This window comes from Pseudomonas sp. HLMP, from assembly GCF_046365545.1.
Classification (GTDB): Bacteria; Pseudomonadota; Gammaproteobacteria; order Pseudomonadales; family Pseudomonadaceae; genus Aquipseudomonas; species Aquipseudomonas guariconensis_B.
In genome coordinates this window covers 1,469,615-1,484,360 of the sequence record NZ_JBDLLR010000001.1, presented here as the reverse complement: position 1 = coordinate 1,484,360, position 14,746 = coordinate 1,469,615, and the positions used below count along the sequence as shown (strand labels likewise).

The following is a 14,746-nucleotide window of genomic DNA, read 5'->3' as shown; positions in this document are numbered from 1 at the left end:
GCGATAGCGCCCGTGCGGTCAGCGCCGTACCAGCAGCACGCCGCTTTCCATGTGGTGGGTATACGGGAACTGGTCGAACAGCGCGCAGCGCTCGATGCGGTGGGTGTCGTGCAACTGGGCGATGTTCGCCGCCAGGGTCTCGGGGTTGCACGAGATGTACAGGATGCGCTCGAAGCGCCGGGCCAGTTCGCAGGTGTCCGGGTCCATGCCGGCACGCGGCGGGTCGACGAACACCGTGCCGAACGCATAGCCCTTCAGGTCGATGCCTTCGAGCCGGCGGAACGGGCGAACCTCGTTCAGGGCCTGGGTCAGCTCTTCGGCCGACAGGCGCACCAGCCGAACGTTATCCACACCGTTCTCATCCAGGTTGCTCAGCGCGGCATTGACCGAGGTCTTGCTGATCTCGGTGGCCAGCACCTGGCGCGCGCGGGTGGCCAGCGGCAGGGTGAAGTTGCCGTTGCCGCAGTACAGCTCCAGCAGGTCGTCATCACGCTCGCCCATGGCCTCGAAGGCCCAGCCCAGCATCTTCTGGTTCACCGCGCCGTTGGGCTGGGTGAAGGCGCCTTCCGGCTGGCGGTAGCTGAACACGCGGCCGGCCACCTCGAGTCTTTCCACGGCATAGTCGCGGCCGATGACCAGGCGCTTGCCCTTGGAACGGCCGATGATGCTGACGCCCAGCTCGTCGGCCAACTGTCGCGCGGCGATTTCCCAGGCTTCGTCCAGCGGGCGGTGGTAGCACAGGGTGACCATGGCATCGCCGGCCAGGGTGGTGAGGAACTCCACCTGGAACAGCCGGTTGCTCAGCGCCTCGCTGGCCTGCCAGGCGGCTTTCAGGCGCGGCATCAAGGCATTGATCCGCTGGCTGGCGATGGGGAAGTCGTCGATCAGGATCGGCGTGTGCTTCTCGCCCGGGGCGAACATCGCGTAGTGGCGCTGGCCGTCCTCGCGCCACAGGCGGAATTCGGCGCGCAGGCGATAGTGCTCGCGCGGCGAGTCGAACACGGCCGGTTCCGGCGCGTCGAACGGTGCCAGCAGCTCGCGCAGGCGGGTGACCTTGGCGTCCAGTTGCGTGGCATAGGTGGAAGGATCGAAGACAGCACTCATGCGTTGAGCCAGCCCAGCTTGATGACGAACAGGATGGACAGGATCACCAGGGCCGAGTTCAGGTCGCGGTAGCGACCGGAGATCAGCTTGACGGCGGTCCAGGCGATGAAACCGAAGGCGATGCCGTTGGCGATCGAGTAGGTCAGCGGCATGGCCAGGGCGGTGACCACCACGGGCGCGGCCTCGGTGACGTCGTCCCAGTTTATTTCCGCCAGGCCCGAGGCCATCAGCACCGCGACGAACAGCAGCGCCGGGGCGGTGGCGAAGGCCGGTACGCTGCCGGCCAGTGGGGCGAAGAACAGCGCCAGGAGGAACAGCATGGCGACCACGATGGCGGTCAGGCCCGTACGCCCGCCCGCACTCACGCCCGCGGCGGATTCGATGTAGCTGGTGGTGGTCGAGGTGCCCAGCAGGGAGCCGGCCATGGCCGCGGTACTGTCGGCGATCAGGGCTCGGCCCATCTTCGGCATGTAGCCGTCCTTGCCCATCAGCCCCGCGCGCTTGGCCACGCCGATCAGGGTGCCGGAATTGTCGAACAGGTCGACGAACAGGAAGGCGAAGATCACGCTGACCAGGCCCACGTCGAGGGCGCCGGCGATGTCCAGCTGCAGGAAGGTCGGCGCCAGCGACGGTGGCATGGAGACGATGCCGCCGAACGGCGTCACGCCCAGCAGGATCGAGGCCAGGGTGATCGCGAGGATGCCGATCAGCACCGCGCCGCGCACCTTCAGCGATTCGAGCGCGACGATCAGGAAGAAGCCAAGGGTCGCCAGGATCGGCGCGGGTTGCTTGAGGTCACCCAGGCCCACCAGGGTCGCCGGGTTGTCGACCACGATGCCGGCGTTGTGCAGGGCGATCAGCGCCAGGAACAGGCCGATGCCCGCCGCGATGGCCGAGCGCAGCGGCAGCGGGATGCTGTTCACGATCCACTCGCGGATACGGAAGATCGACAGCAGGAAGAACAGCACCGCCGAGAGGAACACCGCACCCAGCGCGACCTGCCAGGTGTGACCCATGTGCAGGACCACGGTATAGGTGAAGAAGGCGTTCAGGCCCATGCCGGGCGCCAGGGCGATCGGGTAGTTGGCGATCAGGCCCATGGTCGCTGAGCCGATGGCCGCGGCCAGGCAGGTGGCGACGAAGATCGCACCCTTGTCCATGCCGGTCTCGCCGAGGATGCTCGGGTTGACGAACAGGATGTAGGCCATGGCCAGGAAGGTGGTGACGCCCGCGAGTATCTCGGTGCGCACGTTGGTGTTGTGTGCTCTTAGTTGAAACAGCCTTTCCAGCATGCCCGCTCCCCAAGGCGCCCCCGGCGCCGTGAATGTATCGACCCCATCAGCAAAGCACAGACCGTAGCGGATGCCGTGGATTTGCGTGGGGCTGAAAAAAGCCGCGCATCATACCAGCATGGATGGCGGGGGCCTATGGGCGCCGGGACGGGCGGGGTGGGTGGCATACCGCGGCACAGGCTCGGCACATGCCTAGCCTTCGTGCAACCGGTCGCGCTTGGCCAGGGTCGGGAACAGTTTCATCCACATCCCGGTCACCACCAGCGTGCCCACGCCGCCCAGCACCACCGCCGGCACCGTGCCGAACCAGTGCGCCGTCACCCCTGACTCGAACTCCCCGAGTTGGTTGGAGGCGCCGATGAACAAGCCGTTCACCGCACTGACCCGCCCGCGCATCTCATCCGGCGTCTCCAACTGCACGAAGGCACCGCGGATGACCATGCTGATCATGTCGGCCGCACCGAGCACCACCAGCACGGCCAGGGAGAACCAGAACGAGGTGGACAGGCCGAAGGCGATGGTCGCCACGCCGAACACGCCGACGGCGGTGAACATGATCAGGCCCACCTTGCGCTCCACCGGGAAGCGCGCCAGCCACAGCGACATCATCAGCGCCCCCACCGCCGGCGCCGAGCGCAGCAGGCCCAGGCCCCAGGCGCCGGTGAGCAGGATGTCCTTGGCGAATACCGGCAGCAGCGCCGTGGCGCCACCGAGCAGCACGGCGAACAGATCCAGGGAAATGGCCCCGAAGATGTCCCGGCGGCTGCGGATGAAACGGATGCCGGCCAGCAGCGATTCGAGGTTGGCGCGGCCGCGCTGGGGGAGTTGCTGGCGAGCGTCGAGGCTCAGGGTCAGCAGGCAGGCGATGGTGTACAGGGCGACCGTCGGCGCATACACCCAGAGGCTGCCGAAGGCATAGAGGAAACCACCCACGGCCGGGGCGACGATGGTCGCTGACTGGGTCGCCGAGGCCGAGGCTGCCACGGCTCGCGGAAACAGCCCTGGCGGTACGACATTGGGCAGCAGGGCCTGGGTCGCCGGCATTTCGAAGGAGCGAGTGGCGCCGAGCAGGAAGGCGAGGATGAAGATCAGCTCGCGGCTGACATTGTCGGTGGCGCTGCCCACTGCCAGGGCCAGGGCGATCGAGGCCTGCAGGGTCTGGCACAGGGCGGCGACACGGCGGCGGTCGTAACGATCGGCCACGTGGCCGGTGTGCAGCATGAACAGCACCCGCGGCGCGAACTCCACCAGGCCGACCCAGCCCAGGTCCAGGACGTTGCCGGTCAACTGGTAGAGGTGCCAGCCGATGGCCACGGTGAGCATCTGGAAGCCGCTGGCGGTGAACACACGGGCCAGCCAGAAGGCGAGGAAAGGGCGGTGGTGGCGCAACAGCAGCGGGGTGGAGTCGGGCATCGCAGATCTGCAACCTCGGTGGTAGAGGGGGATGCAGGGTATCATCTGGCTGTAACAAATAGTTACTTCTTCAGAGGGCATGCGCTGACGAAGGCCCCTGTGTGGGGCTTGCCGGCGATGGGCTGCAAGGCAGCCAACGGGATCATCCAGGCCGCCCGTTTGCAACCGGGTGAGGCAACCGGTCACGCGGCAATCAACCACACGCCCCATCCGGCCATTCGCGTCTATGCTTTCCAGCAGTCGTTGACCTGGATCAATAGTTCCAGATGCAACGATTCGGCCTGATGGCCGGACTCCCTGCGATCGAACAGAACAATTCCAGCGCGCCGCACTCGATAACCGTGGGGGCTGTGGGCGTGAAGGCCATCGGCCTGGACGCCGGATTACCTGAAGAGGAAGCACTATGTTCGGTTTAGAGGCCTTGGAGCTCGCCCGAATCCAGTTTGCGTTTACCGTATCCTTCCACATCCTGTTCCCAGCCATCACCATTGGCCTGGCGAGCTACCTGGCGGTTCTCGAAGGCCTCTGGCTGAAGACCGGCAACAACGTCTACCGTGACCTCTACCACTTCTGGTCGAAGATCTTCGCCGTCAACTTCGGCATGGGCGTGGTCTCCGGCCTGGTCATGGCCTACCAGTTCGGCACCAACTGGAGCCGTTTCTCCGATTTCGCCGGCGCCATCACCGGCCCCTTGCTGACCTACGAGGTGCTGACCGCTTTCTTCCTCGAGGCGGGCTTCCTCGGCGTCATGCTGTTCGGCTGGAACCGTGTCGGTCGGGGGTTGCACTTCTTCTCCACGCTGATGGTCGCCCTCGGCACCCTGGTGTCGACCTTCTGGATCCTCGCCTCCAACAGCTGGATGCAGACCCCCCAGGGCCACGAGATCATCGATGGTCGGGTGGTGCCGGTAGACTGGCTGGCGGTGATCTTCAACCCGTCCTTCCCCTTCCGCCTGATGCACATGGCCACCGCTGCGTTCGTCGCCACGGCCTTCTTCGTCGGCGCCTCGGCCGCCTGGCACCTGCTGCGCGGGCGTGACAACCCGGCCGTGCGCAAGATGCTCTCGATGGCCATGTGGATGGCCCTGATCGTTGCCCCGATCCAGGCGGTGATCGGTGACTTCCACGGCCTCAATACACTCAAGCACCAGCCTGTGAAGATCGCGGCCATCGAAGGCCACTGGGAGAACGTGCCTGGCGAGCCGACGCCGCTGATCCTGTTCGGCAATCCCGACATGCAGGCCGAGACCACCCGCTTCAAGATCGAGATCCCGGCCCTGGGCAGCCTGATCCTGACCCACAGCCTGGACAAGCAGGTCCCGGCGATGAAGGAGTTCCCGCCCGAGGACCGGCCCAACTCGACCATCGTGTTCTGGTCGTTCCGCATCATGGTCGGCCTGGGCCTGCTGATGATCTTCGTCGGCCTGTGGAGCCTGTGGCTGCGAAAGCGCGGCACGCTGTACAGTTCGCGGCCGTTCCTTTACCTGACCCTGTGGATGGGCCCGTCGGGCCTGATCGCCATCCTTGCCGGCTGGTTCACCACCGAGGTCGGCCGCCAGCCCTGGGTGGTCTACGGCCTGATGCGGACCGCCGATGGCGTGTCCAACCACAGCTACACCCAGCTCGGCCTGACCCTGGTGATTTTCGTGGTGGTCTACTTCGCCCTGTTCGGCACGGGCCTGGGCTACATGATGCGCCTGGTGCGCAAGGGGCCGCAGACCGGCGAGGGCGACGAGCACAAACCCGGTGGGCCGGGGCAGAAACGCACGCCGGCACGGCCGTTGTCCGCCGCCGATGACGACGGCATCGATGCCGACGCCGCCAGCCTGAACAAGGGGAACTGAGCCATGGGTATCGATCTTCCGTTGATCTGGGCCGTGATCATCATCTTCGGCGTCATGATGTACGTGGTGATGGATGGCTTCGACTTAGGGATCGGCATGCTCTTCCCCTTCGTCAAGGGCGAGCGTGACCGTGACGTGATGATGAACACCGTCGCCCCGGTATGGGACGGCAACGAAACCTGGCTGGTGCTGGGCGGCGCCGGACTGTTCGGTGCGTTCCCCATGGCCTATTCGGTGGTGTTGGAGGCGCTGTACCTGCCGCTGATCCTCATGCTGGTGGGGCTGATCTTCCGCGGCGTGGCGTTCGAGTTCCGCTTCAAGGCCACGGCCGCCAAGCGCCACATCTGGGACAAGGCCTTCATCTGGGGGTCGCTGGTCGCCACCTTCTTCCAGGGCGTGGCCCTGGGTGCCTTCATCGAAGGCTTCAAGGTGGTCGATCGCCACTATGCCGGTGGTTCGCTGGACTGGCTCACCCCGTTCAGCCTGTTCAGCGGGCTTGGCCTGATCGTCGCCTACACCTTGCTCGGTTGCACCTGGCTGATCATGAAGACCGAAGGCCCGCTGCAGCAGCAGATGCATGACCTGGCTCGGCCCCTGGCGCTGGTGCTACTGGTGGTGATCGGTATCGTCAGCCTGTGGACGCCGTTGGCCTATCCGCAGATCGCCGAGCGCTGGTTCAGCCTGCCCAACCTGATCTGGTTCATGCCGGTGCCGATCCTGGTGCTGGTGACCTTCTACGGGCTGCTGCGGGCGGTGGCACGCAATGCCCACTACACCCCGTTCGTGCTGACCCTGGTGCTGATCTTCCTCGGCTACAGCGGCCTGGGCATCAGCCTGTGGCCGAACATCATCCCGCCGTCGATCTCCATCTGGGATGCCGCGGCTCCGCCGCAGAGCCAGGGCTTCATGCTGGTGGGCACGTTGTTCATCCTGCCGTTCATCCTGGGGTACACCTTCTGGAGCTACTACGTGTTCCGTGGCAAGGTGACCCATGATCAGGGCTATCACTGAGGGGGCGCGGCGATGAACGTTGGAGAGAAAAAGCCACTGTGGCAGCGCCTGGGTTGGCTGGTGCTGATCTGGGCGGCCAGCGTCGCCGCCCTTGGGGTGGTGGCCTGGCTGATGAGGATGTTCATGAGTGCGGCGGGGCTCAGTACGCATTGAGTCCCTCGGGGGGCCAGAACAGGGGCTGCGAAGCAGCCCCAAATGGCAGCAGAAACGCTAACGGATCTGCATTGATAGGCCCTACTTGCGCGCCTTGAGCACCACGAACTTCGGCGTCGCCGCCACCTGCTCTACCCCACGGAACAACCGCGCCAGTTTGCTGTGATAACCCAGATGGCGGTTGCCGACGATGTACAGCGCGCCCCCGATCACCAGCGCTTCACGGGCCTGCTGGAACATGCGCCAGGCAAGGAAATCGCCGACCACCTGCTGCTGGTGGAACGGCGGGTTGCACAGCACCACGTCCAGCGACTGCTTGTCCTGCCCGGCCAGGCCATCGGCGGGGCGGATCGTTACCTCGCGTTCGCCCAGCGCCGCTCGCCAGTTCTCCCGGGCCGACTGCACGGCCATGTACGACTCATCCACCAGCGTGTAGTGCGCGTCGGGGTTGGCCAGGGCACTGGCGATCGCCAGCACGCCATTGCCGCAGCCCAGGTCGGCGACACGGGCCTGGCCAAGGTCGCGGGGCAGGTGCGGCAGGAAGGCACGGGTACCGATGTCCAGCCCTTCGCGGCAGAACACATTGGCATGGTTGACCAGCTCCAGGGCGGGGGATTCCAGGCGGTAGCGGGTGGGGTAGGGCGAACGCGCGGCGGGACGCTCGTCGACGACGCTGGCCGTGAGCAGGCGTGCCTTTTTCTGGGCCAGCGAAGCCTGCACCGGGCCGATGTACTTTTCCATCAGGTCGCCTGCGGCACGCGGCAGATGCTTGATCATGGCGCCGGCGATCACCTGGGCGCCTGGCGCCAGGTGGCCCTGCAGGCGGATCAACTGCTCTTCGAGCAGGGCGAGGGCCTTGGGCACACGCACCAGTACCCGATCGAACGGGCCCTGCCAGCGTTCGCTGGCGGGCACGAAGGGCACGCTGTCGTAGGGCTTGCCATTGCGTACCAGGTTCTTTTCCAGGGCCAGGTGGGCCAGGTGCGAGTCGCCACTGCTGACCACGTCCAGGTGCCCGGCCAGGCTGGCGGCCAGGGCCCCGAAGCTGTCATTGAGCACCAGTACCCGGCAACCGGCCCCCGGTGCCTGGCCGGCCAGGTGCTCCAGCAGGTAGTGGTCCGCGGCATCGAAGGCTTGCAGGGGATCGTTGGCCTGTTCCGGCTGGCGGATCAGGTCGAGTTCGGCGAAGGGGCTGGTCAGCAGGGGCATGGCGTTGGCTCGGGTGCGAAACTGCCCATCGCAGGCCACGACGAGCTTCAGGTGCGCGATTCTACAGGGCTTTGTGCCTGGCGTCAGAGCAGGCCGCGGGTGGCGGCGATGGCGATCGCTCCGGCCTTGTTGGCGGCGTTGGTCTTGGTGATCACGCTGCGGATGTGGAAGTTCACGGTGCTGGTCGACAGCGAAAGGATGCAGGCGATGTCCGAGGCGGTCTTGCCGGCGGCGGACCACTTGAGGACCTCCAGCTCCCGGTCGCTCAGGCTGGGCTCGGGGGCGAGCCGCGCCAGGTGATACTCGCAGAGCAGGGCATGCAGGCTATTGCACAGCCAGAGCACCTGGGCGGCCTTCTCGTAGAATTCGGCGGTGTCGATCGCTCCTTGTGGCCTGGCCACGCTCAGTTGGGTTTCGTTGTGCTGCAGGTCGTGCACCGATTGTGTCCAGCCGTGACACAAACCATGGCTGCAGGCCGTTTCGCGCAGGTGGGGAACCTCGTGGTACAACTCATCGTGCCAGAGGACGGGCATCGTGGTGCGATGGCATCTGTTGACGACCGGGTCTTCGCGCAGCGCTTCGCCGCCCTGGCAGTGGGCGTTCCATTCGCCTGGATAGTTGTTGTAGCGCACCACCTGCGGAGGATGGGCGGCGATGGGCAGGTACAGCGCCAGGCCCAGGTAGGTCATGTCCAGATCTTGGACCAGGCCAAGGGCGCGATCGAACAGTCGTTGTGGCTCCCGCTCCTCGAGCAGCAATTGCAGTTGTTGGGTTTTCCACTGTGGCATGAGTCGGCTCCCTCTGGACTCTAGATGGATCCAAAATTCCGCTACCGGATGATTGTAGGAAAAGACCTAGCAATTTGTTCGGAATATTTTGTTATAGACCGTGCTCGCCGACGAGCGCCGCACGAGGCCCTACAAACCATCGGTGTTCATCCCCGGCGCTTTGGGCGACACTGGGCGTTCCTGATCGATGGAGCCCGTCATGACTGCCAGCGCCGACAAGTTCACCCGCCAGACCCTGCTCGACGTCCAGCCGTTGACCCCCAATCTGTTCACCCTGCGGGTCACTCGCGACCCTGGCTTTCGTTTCCGTTCCGGGCAGTTCGCCCGTCTGGGCGTGACCAAGGCCGATGGCAGCGTGGTATGGCGGGCTTACTCGATGGTCAGCGCCCCCCATGACGAGTTCCTCGACTTCTTCTCCATCGTCGTGCCGGGCGGCGAGTTCACCAGCGAGCTGAGCCGCCTGGGCGAGGGCGATCACTTGCTCATCGATCGCCAGGCCTTTGGCTACCTGACCCTCGACCGTTTCGTGGGTGGCCGTGACCTGTGGTTGCTGGCCACCGGCACCGGTATCGCGCCGTTCATGTCGATCCTGCAAGACTTCGAAGCCTGGGAGCGATTCGACAATATCAAGCTGGTGTATTCGGTGCGCGAGGCCAAGGAACTGGCCTACCTGGACCTGATCGCCGGCCTGGAGCAGCGTGACTACCTGGCCGAGTTCGCCGGCAAGCTGCAGTTCATCCCGGTGGTCACCCGCGAGCGGTACCCTGGGGCGTTGAATGCGCGGATCACCACGCTGATCGAGCATGGCGAACTGGAGAAGGCAGCGGGGCTGGAGCTGTCACCGGAGCATTCGCGGATCATGCTGTGCGGTAACCCGGACATGATCGACGACACCCGCAAGGTGCTGAAGGCGCGCGACCTGCAGTTGAGCCTGAGCCGGCGGCCGGGGCAGGTGGCGGTGGAGAACTACTGGTAGCTGCAAGCCACGAGCTGCAAGAAAAAGCAGCTATCACACCGATCGGCTTTTTCTTGCAGCTTGCAGCTCGTGGCTAGTCGCTCAGGGCTGACGGTTCTTGAGCAGGTCGCGGATCTCGGTCAGCAGGGTCTCCTCGGGCGTCGGCACGGGCGGGGCGCTCGGGGCCTCGGCTTCTTCGCGCTTGAGGCGATTGATCACCTTCACGCCCATGAAGATCGCGAAGGCGATGATCAGGAAGTCGATCACCGTCTGGATGAACTTGCCATAAGCCAGCACCACCGCGGGGATGTCGCCCTCGGCGGCCTTGAGGGTGATGGCCAGGTCACTGAAGTCCACCCCACCGATCAACAGGCCCAGCGGCGGCATGACCACGTCGCCCACGAAGGACGATACGATCTTGCCGAAGGCCGCGCCGATAATGATACCGACGGCCATGTCGACGACATTTCCCTTTACCGCAAAGGCCTTGAATTCACTGAGCATGCCCATGGTTTATTCCTTGTAACAAATGGATAAGGTATTCGCAGTGTAAGCCAGCTATGCGCTTCATGCGTTACGCCGATGCTAGAGACTGCGGTTAGATCGAATAGTTTTGTCGCTTCCCGGCACGTTCGAGGCACGTCCGGCTCGGCTATCATGGCGATTTTTTCCAGGAGACTGAGCCCATGGCCAAGGCCAAGCGCTTGTATGGCTGCACCGAGTGTGGCGCGACCTTCCCCAAATGGGCCGGCCAGTGCGGTGAATGCGGGGCCTGGAACACCCTGGTCGAGACCCTGATCGAGAGCGGCGGTGCCGCGGCGCCCAGCGGGCGTGCCGGCTGGGCCGGGCAACAGGCACAGATCAAGACCCTGGCCGAGGTCAGCGTCGAGGAGATCCCACGTTTCGGCACTGGCAGTACCGAGCTGGACCGGGTGCTCGGTGGTGGCCTGGTCGACGGTTCGGTGGTGCTGATCGGCGGCGACCCGGGGATCGGCAAGTCGACCATTCTGCTGCAGACCCTGTGCAACGTCGCCGCGCGCATGCCGGCGCTGTACGTCACCGGCGAGGAGTCCCAGCAGCAGGTGGCCATGCGCTCGCGGCGCCTGGGCCTGCCCCAGGACCAGCTCAAGGTGATGACCGAAACCTGCATCGAGGCGATCATCGCCACGGCGCGCCAGGAAAAGCCCCGGGTCATGGTCATCGACTCGATCCAGACCATCTTCACCGAACAGCTGCAGTCCGCGCCCGGCGGCGTGGCCCAGGTCCGCGAGAGCACCGCATTGCTGGTGCGCTATGCCAAGCAGAGCGGCACGGCGGTGTTCCTGGTCGGCCACGTGACCAAGGAGGGCTCCCTGGCCGGTCCACGGGTGCTGGAGCACATGGTCGACACCGTGCTGTACTTCGAGGGTGAGTCCGATGGCCGACTGCGTCTGCTGCGGGCGGTGAAGAATCGCTTCGGCGCGGTCAACGAGCTGGGCGTGTTCGGCATGACCGACCGGGGCCTCAAGGAGGTTTCCAACCCGTCGGCGATCTTCCTCAACCGCGCCCAGGAGGAAGTGCCCGGCAGCGTGGTCATGGCGACTTGGGAAGGTACCCGGCCGATGCTGGTGGAGGTCCAGGCGCTGGTGGACGACAGCCACCTGGCCAACCCGCGCCGGGTCACCCTGGGCCTGGACCAGAACCGCCTGGCCATGCTGCTGGCGGTGTTGCACCGGCACGGTGGTATTCCCACCCATGATCAGGACGTGTTCCTCAATGTGGTGGGGGGCGTCAAGGTGCTGGAGACGGCGTCGGACCTGGCATTGATGGCGGCGGTCATGTCCAGCCTGCGCAACCGCCCGCTGGCCGATGGCCTGCTGGTGTTCGGCGAGATCGGCCTGTCCGGTGAGGTACGCCCGGTGCCCAGTGGCCAGGAGCGCCTCAAGGAGGCCGCCAAGCACGGCTTCAAGCGCGCCATCGTGCCCAAGGGCAATGCGCCGAAGGAAGCCCCGGCCGGTTTGCAAGTGATTGCCGTGACCCGGCTGGAACAGGCCTTGGATGCACTCTTCGAGTGATCCAAGCCCCAAGGCTGGTCAGTGAAGTGGCATTGGGGCCGATAGTTTCGCGACATGAAAAAAGGGGAGCCGACGATGCGCATCGGCTCCCCTTGCGTGACCGCCGCAGGTGGCGATCAGTGCTCTGCCAGCGCCTTGCGCCTGGGCGCCTCGTCGCCCTGTTCGTCAGGTTCGAGCACCGGCACCTCGTTGCCGTCGGCATCGAACAGTTTGCCGTCCTTGAAGTAGTCGCCATCACGCAGGGCCGAGAGGTCGGAATACTGGATGGTTCGCTCGTAGCCCGCGGCGAACACCGATTGCTGGTCCGAGTTGCCCACGGTGAAGTGGTTGAAGATCAGGTTCAGCAGGATGGCCATGATCGCCGCCGAGCTGATGCCGGAGTGGAAAATGGTCTCGAACCAGTTCGGGAAGTGGTGGTAGAAGTTCGGCGCGGCAATCGGGATCATGCCGAAGCCCAGCGAGGCGGCGACGATGATCAGGTTGACGTTGTTCTTGTAGTTGACCTTCGACAGGGTGCGGATACCGCTGGCGGCCACGGTGCCGAACAACACGATGCCTGCACCGCCCAGTACCGGCGTCGGTACCGCGGCGATCACCCGGCCCATGATCGGCAGCAGGCCGAGCACCACCAGGATCACCCCGCCGGTGGCCACCACGTAGCGGCTCTTGACCCCGGTCACCGCCACCAGGCCGACGTTCTGGGCGAACGCACTCTGGGTGAAGGAGCCGAAGATCGGTGCCAGGATGCTCGAGGCCATGTCGGCGCGCAGGCCGTTGCCCAGTCGTTTGGAGTCGACCTTGGTATCGATGATCTCGCCCACGGCGAGGATGTCGGCCGAGGTCTCCACCAGGGTCACCATTATCACGATGCACATCGACAGGATCGCGGCGATGTGGAAGGTCGGCATGCCGAAGTGGAACGGGCTGGGGAAGGCGAACATCGGGCCTTCGCTGACCTTGCTGAAGTCGGTCATGCCCAGGGCCCAGGCGATCAGGGTACCTGCCACCATGGCCAGGAGGATCGACAGGCGCGAGATGGTCGCGTTGCCCAGCTTGCTCAGCAGCAGGACGATGGCGAAGGTCAGTGCCGCCAGGCCGATGTTGGCCATGCTACCGAACTCCGGCGAGGCGCTGTTGCCGCCCATCACCCAGCGCGCGGCGACCGGCATCAGGGTCAGGCCGATGGTGGTGATGACGATACCGGTGACCAGCGGCGGGAAGAACTTGGTGATGCGCGAGAACACCGGGGTGATCAGGAAGCCGATCAGCGAGGCCGCCATGACCGCGCCGAGCACGCCCTGCAGGCCACCGCCGCCTTCACTGCTGAGGATCGCCCCCATGGTGGCGACACCGGCGAAGGACACCCCTTGCACCAATGGCAACTGGCAGCCGAAGAACGGCAGGCCAAGGGTCTGCAACAGCGTGGCCAGGCCACCGGCGAACAGCGAGGCGGCGATCAGCAGGCCGATCTCCGCGGGCGCCAGACCCGCGGCCTGGCCGAGGATCAGGGGCACGGCCACGATCCCCCCGTACATGGTCAGCACATGCTGCAGACCATAGGCCAGGTTGGCGCCAAGCCCGAGGTATTCATCCTCGGGGCGCTTGGCGGGAGACGTGCTAGGGGACGTAGTCATGGAGCAGGCTCTCTGTTTATTGTTGTGTCGCTACTGTAGACAATTCCTACAAACAAATACCACAAGAATTGTATACAAGATTTTGATCGGAGCGCGGACAAGGGCGTTCGCAAGGTGCGGGCAAATGGAATGCAGAATGCGTTCCAAGCTGGCAGAGGCGATGCTAGAGGGGTGTGTACAACACAGCTGCTACCCAACAGAAAGCTGTCTGGGTAGACAGGAAACACATGGCGGGAAGAATGTTAGCTGGCTAAGAGATATCAATATTCGATGAGTTCGCGCAGCTCGCGCATCATTTCGGTGCTGTCGGCGACGTTCAGTTCCACAAGACGGTGCAAATGGGTCATCGAATCGATGTCGATATAAAGGCAGATGAAGCCGAGCCGGGTGGGTTCTTCATGACGCAATTCCACCTGCATCTGTACACGGGTCTGCGGGTCGAGATGGATGATGGCGTCGAAATCCTGGGTCAGGTCGGCATCCCACGGCTCGGGACGCTCGATCAGCAGGCCCTTGAGCGACAGGTCGAGCAGTTTCACCGGCCAGCGCCGTGTGCCCTGGCGCAGCTCGGTGGGGGCGTCGAAGTCGATGCGCTGGAAGCGGCGGCGTTCGTCGTGTTCGCTCATGGCTAGACCCTCCGGGGGTGCTTCCTGACTATAGTTGATTGTGTCTGTGCATCAGGTACCGCTGACGGGCCGCGGAGGCTCTAGATCAAAGCAAGTATGGCAATGCGCGATGACACGCCCTAGACTCGGTGGGCGGTCTTTTTCCAATCCACCAGCTGGAAGTGAACCATGAACAACAATAATAGCCTGCTACGCCACATTCCGTGGTTGGCGCTGGCGGTCATAGGCGCTTGCGCGCTGGGTGTGGTCGCCCTGCGTCGCGGCGAGGCGATCAATGCCTTGTGGATCGTAGTCGCCGCCGTGGCCATCTACCTGGTCGCCTACCGCTACTACAGCCTGTTCATCGCCACCAAGGTGATGCAGCTCGACCCGCGTCGGGCCACCCCGGCGGTCCTCAACAACGATGGCCTGGACTACGTCCCGACCAACAAGCACATCCTCTTCGGCCACCACTTCGCCGCCATCGCCGGCGCCGGCCCCCTGGTCGGTCCGGTGCTCGCCGCGCAGATGGGCTACCTGCCCGGCACGCTCTGGCTGATCGCCGGCGTGGTGCTGGCTGGCGCCGTGCAGGACTTCATGGTCCTGTTCCTGTCCACCCGCCGCAACGGCCGTTCGCTGGGCGACATGGTCCGCGAGGAAATGGGCCGGATTCCGGGCACCATCG

The 14,746-nt window shown here is 64.8% G+C and carries 14 protein-coding genes; 6 read left to right on the top strand and 8 right to left on the bottom strand.

From position 1 onward, the window contains the following. Window positions 1–18: 18 nt before the first annotated feature. From trmA to ABFA30_RS06990, 3 genes are all read right to left on the bottom strand, one after another. A complete protein-coding gene (gene trmA / locus ABFA30_RS07000; RefSeq protein WP_368816412.1) occupies window positions 19–1,104 on the bottom strand; it encodes a tRNA (uridine(54)-C5)-methyltransferase TrmA in 1,086 nt (361 codons plus the stop codon). Then, window positions 1,101–2,396 carry an NCS2 family permease gene (locus ABFA30_RS06995; RefSeq protein ID WP_225790524.1) on the bottom strand — a complete coding sequence of 432 codons (1,296 nt, stop codon included), beginning with the start codon at window positions 2,394–2,396 and terminating at the stop codon, window positions 1,101–1,103. The genes trmA and ABFA30_RS06995 overlap by 4 nt, the downstream gene beginning before the upstream one ends. Before the next feature lie 192 nt (window positions 2,397–2,588). After that, window positions 2,589–3,809, bottom strand: coding sequence for an MFS transporter (locus ABFA30_RS06990; RefSeq protein WP_410045271.1), 1,221 nt, complete (start codon window positions 3,807–3,809; stop codon window positions 2,589–2,591). Window positions 3,810–4,212: 403 nt separating this feature from the next. On the opposite strand from ABFA30_RS06990, the gene ABFA30_RS06985 reads away from it, so the two are divergent. Genes ABFA30_RS06985 through ABFA30_RS06975 form a run of 3 tightly spaced genes read left to right on the top strand, consistent with a single transcriptional unit; the run spans window position 4,213 to window position 6,816 of the window. Beyond that, window positions 4,213–5,652, top strand: a complete 1,440-nt coding sequence (locus tag ABFA30_RS06985; protein ID WP_410045270.1) for a cytochrome ubiquinol oxidase subunit I — start codon at window positions 4,213–4,215, stop codon at window positions 5,650–5,652. Between the two features lie 3 nt (window positions 5,653–5,655). Next, complete coding sequence (cydB, locus tag ABFA30_RS06980; RefSeq protein WP_225790521.1) at window positions 5,656–6,663, top strand: cytochrome d ubiquinol oxidase subunit II; 1,008 nt, start codon at window positions 5,656–5,658, stop codon at window positions 6,661–6,663. A 12-nt stretch (window positions 6,664–6,675) separates the two neighbouring features. Next, window positions 6,676–6,816, top strand: a complete 141-nt coding sequence (locus tag ABFA30_RS06975) for a DUF2474 domain-containing protein (RefSeq protein ID WP_225790520.1) — start codon at window positions 6,676–6,678, stop codon at window positions 6,814–6,816. Window positions 6,817–6,897: 81 nt separating this feature from the next. On the opposite strand, the gene ABFA30_RS06970 is transcribed toward ABFA30_RS06975, so the two are convergent. Together ABFA30_RS06970 and ABFA30_RS06965 are read right to left on the bottom strand one after the other, a co-directional pair. Continuing rightward, window positions 6,898–8,025, bottom strand: coding sequence for a methyltransferase (locus ABFA30_RS06970; protein WP_225790519.1), 1,128 nt, complete (start codon window positions 8,023–8,025; stop codon window positions 6,898–6,900). An 83-nt stretch (window positions 8,026–8,108) separates the two neighbouring features. Continuing rightward, the gene (locus ABFA30_RS06965; protein ID WP_225790518.1) at window positions 8,109–8,813 is read right to left on the bottom strand and encodes an autoinducer binding domain-containing protein; all 705 of its coding nucleotides are present in this window, start codon (window positions 8,811–8,813) and stop codon (window positions 8,109–8,111) included. 199 nt (window positions 8,814–9,012) lie between these two features. Here ABFA30_RS06965 and ABFA30_RS06960 point away from each other — a divergent pair, with 199 nt between their 5' ends. Further along, window positions 9,013–9,789 carry a ferredoxin--NADP reductase gene (locus tag ABFA30_RS06960; protein WP_225790517.1) on the top strand — a complete coding sequence of 259 codons (777 nt, stop codon included), beginning with the start codon at window positions 9,013–9,015 and terminating at the stop codon, window positions 9,787–9,789. Between the two features lie 81 nt (window positions 9,790–9,870). On the opposite strand, the gene mscL is transcribed toward ABFA30_RS06960, so the two are convergent. Next, window positions 9,871–10,278: a large-conductance mechanosensitive channel protein MscL gene (gene mscL, locus ABFA30_RS06955; protein ID WP_225790516.1), complete on the bottom strand. Its 408-nt coding sequence runs from the start codon at window positions 10,276–10,278 to the stop codon at window positions 9,871–9,873. 176 nt (window positions 10,279–10,454) lie between these two features. Here mscL and radA point away from each other — a divergent pair, with 176 nt between their 5' ends. Beyond that, entirely contained in the window at window positions 10,455–11,822 is a 1,368-nt protein-coding gene (gene radA / locus ABFA30_RS06950) for a DNA repair protein RadA (RefSeq protein WP_225790515.1), read from the top strand. A 116-nt stretch (window positions 11,823–11,938) separates the two neighbouring features. Here the strand turns inward: radA and ABFA30_RS06945 are convergent, their stop codons facing one another. Together ABFA30_RS06945 and ABFA30_RS06940 are read right to left on the bottom strand one after the other, a co-directional pair. Beyond that, window positions 11,939–13,456 carry a nucleobase:cation symporter-2 family protein gene (locus ABFA30_RS06945; protein ID WP_225790514.1) on the bottom strand — a complete coding sequence of 506 codons (1,518 nt, stop codon included), beginning with the start codon at window positions 13,454–13,456 and terminating at the stop codon, window positions 11,939–11,941. 260 nt (window positions 13,457–13,716) lie between these two features. After that, window positions 13,717–14,082: a PilZ domain-containing protein gene (locus ABFA30_RS06940; RefSeq protein ID WP_225790513.1), complete on the bottom strand. Its 366-nt coding sequence runs from the start codon at window positions 14,080–14,082 to the stop codon at window positions 13,717–13,719. Window positions 14,083–14,250: 168 nt separating this feature from the next. Between ABFA30_RS06940 and ABFA30_RS06935 the strand changes: the two genes are divergently transcribed. Then, on the top strand, window positions 14,251–14,746 hold a 496-nt coding region (locus ABFA30_RS06935; RefSeq protein WP_410045269.1), incomplete at its 3' end, for a carbon starvation CstA family protein.

Coding starts and splice junctions, on each gene's coding strand:
- ABFA30_RS06975 (WP_225790520.1), top strand. CDS start 6,676: ATGAACGTTGGAGAGAAAAAGCCACTGTGGCAGCGCCTGGGTTGGCTG.
- ABFA30_RS06990 (WP_410045271.1), bottom strand. CDS start 3,809: ATGCCCGACTCCACCCCGCTGCTGTTGCGCCACCACCGCCCTTTCCTC.
- ABFA30_RS06985 (WP_410045270.1), top strand. CDS start 4,213: ATGTTCGGTTTAGAGGCCTTGGAGCTCGCCCGAATCCAGTTTGCGTTT.
- cydB (WP_225790521.1), top strand. CDS start 5,656: ATGGGTATCGATCTTCCGTTGATCTGGGCCGTGATCATCATCTTCGGC.
- ABFA30_RS06965 (WP_225790518.1), bottom strand. CDS start 8,813: ATGCCACAGTGGAAAACCCAACAACTGCAATTGCTGCTCGAGGAGCGG.
- radA (WP_225790515.1), top strand. CDS start 10,455: ATGGCCAAGGCCAAGCGCTTGTATGGCTGCACCGAGTGTGGCGCGACC.
- ABFA30_RS06995 (WP_225790524.1), bottom strand. CDS start 2,396: ATGCTGGAAAGGCTGTTTCAACTAAGAGCACACAACACCAACGTGCGC.
- trmA (WP_368816412.1), bottom strand. CDS start 1,104: ATGAGTGCTGTCTTCGATCCTTCCACCTATGCCACGCAACTGGACGCC.
- ABFA30_RS06960 (WP_225790517.1), top strand. CDS start 9,013: ATGACTGCCAGCGCCGACAAGTTCACCCGCCAGACCCTGCTCGACGTC.
- mscL (WP_225790516.1), bottom strand. CDS start 10,278: ATGGGCATGCTCAGTGAATTCAAGGCCTTTGCGGTAAAGGGAAATGTC.
- ABFA30_RS06970 (WP_225790519.1), bottom strand. CDS start 8,025: ATGCCCCTGCTGACCAGCCCCTTCGCCGAACTCGACCTGATCCGCCAG.
- ABFA30_RS06940 (WP_225790513.1), bottom strand. CDS start 14,082: ATGAGCGAACACGACGAACGCCGCCGCTTCCAGCGCATCGACTTCGAC.
- ABFA30_RS06945 (WP_225790514.1), bottom strand. CDS start 13,456: ATGACTACGTCCCCTAGCACGTCTCCCGCCAAGCGCCCCGAGGATGAA.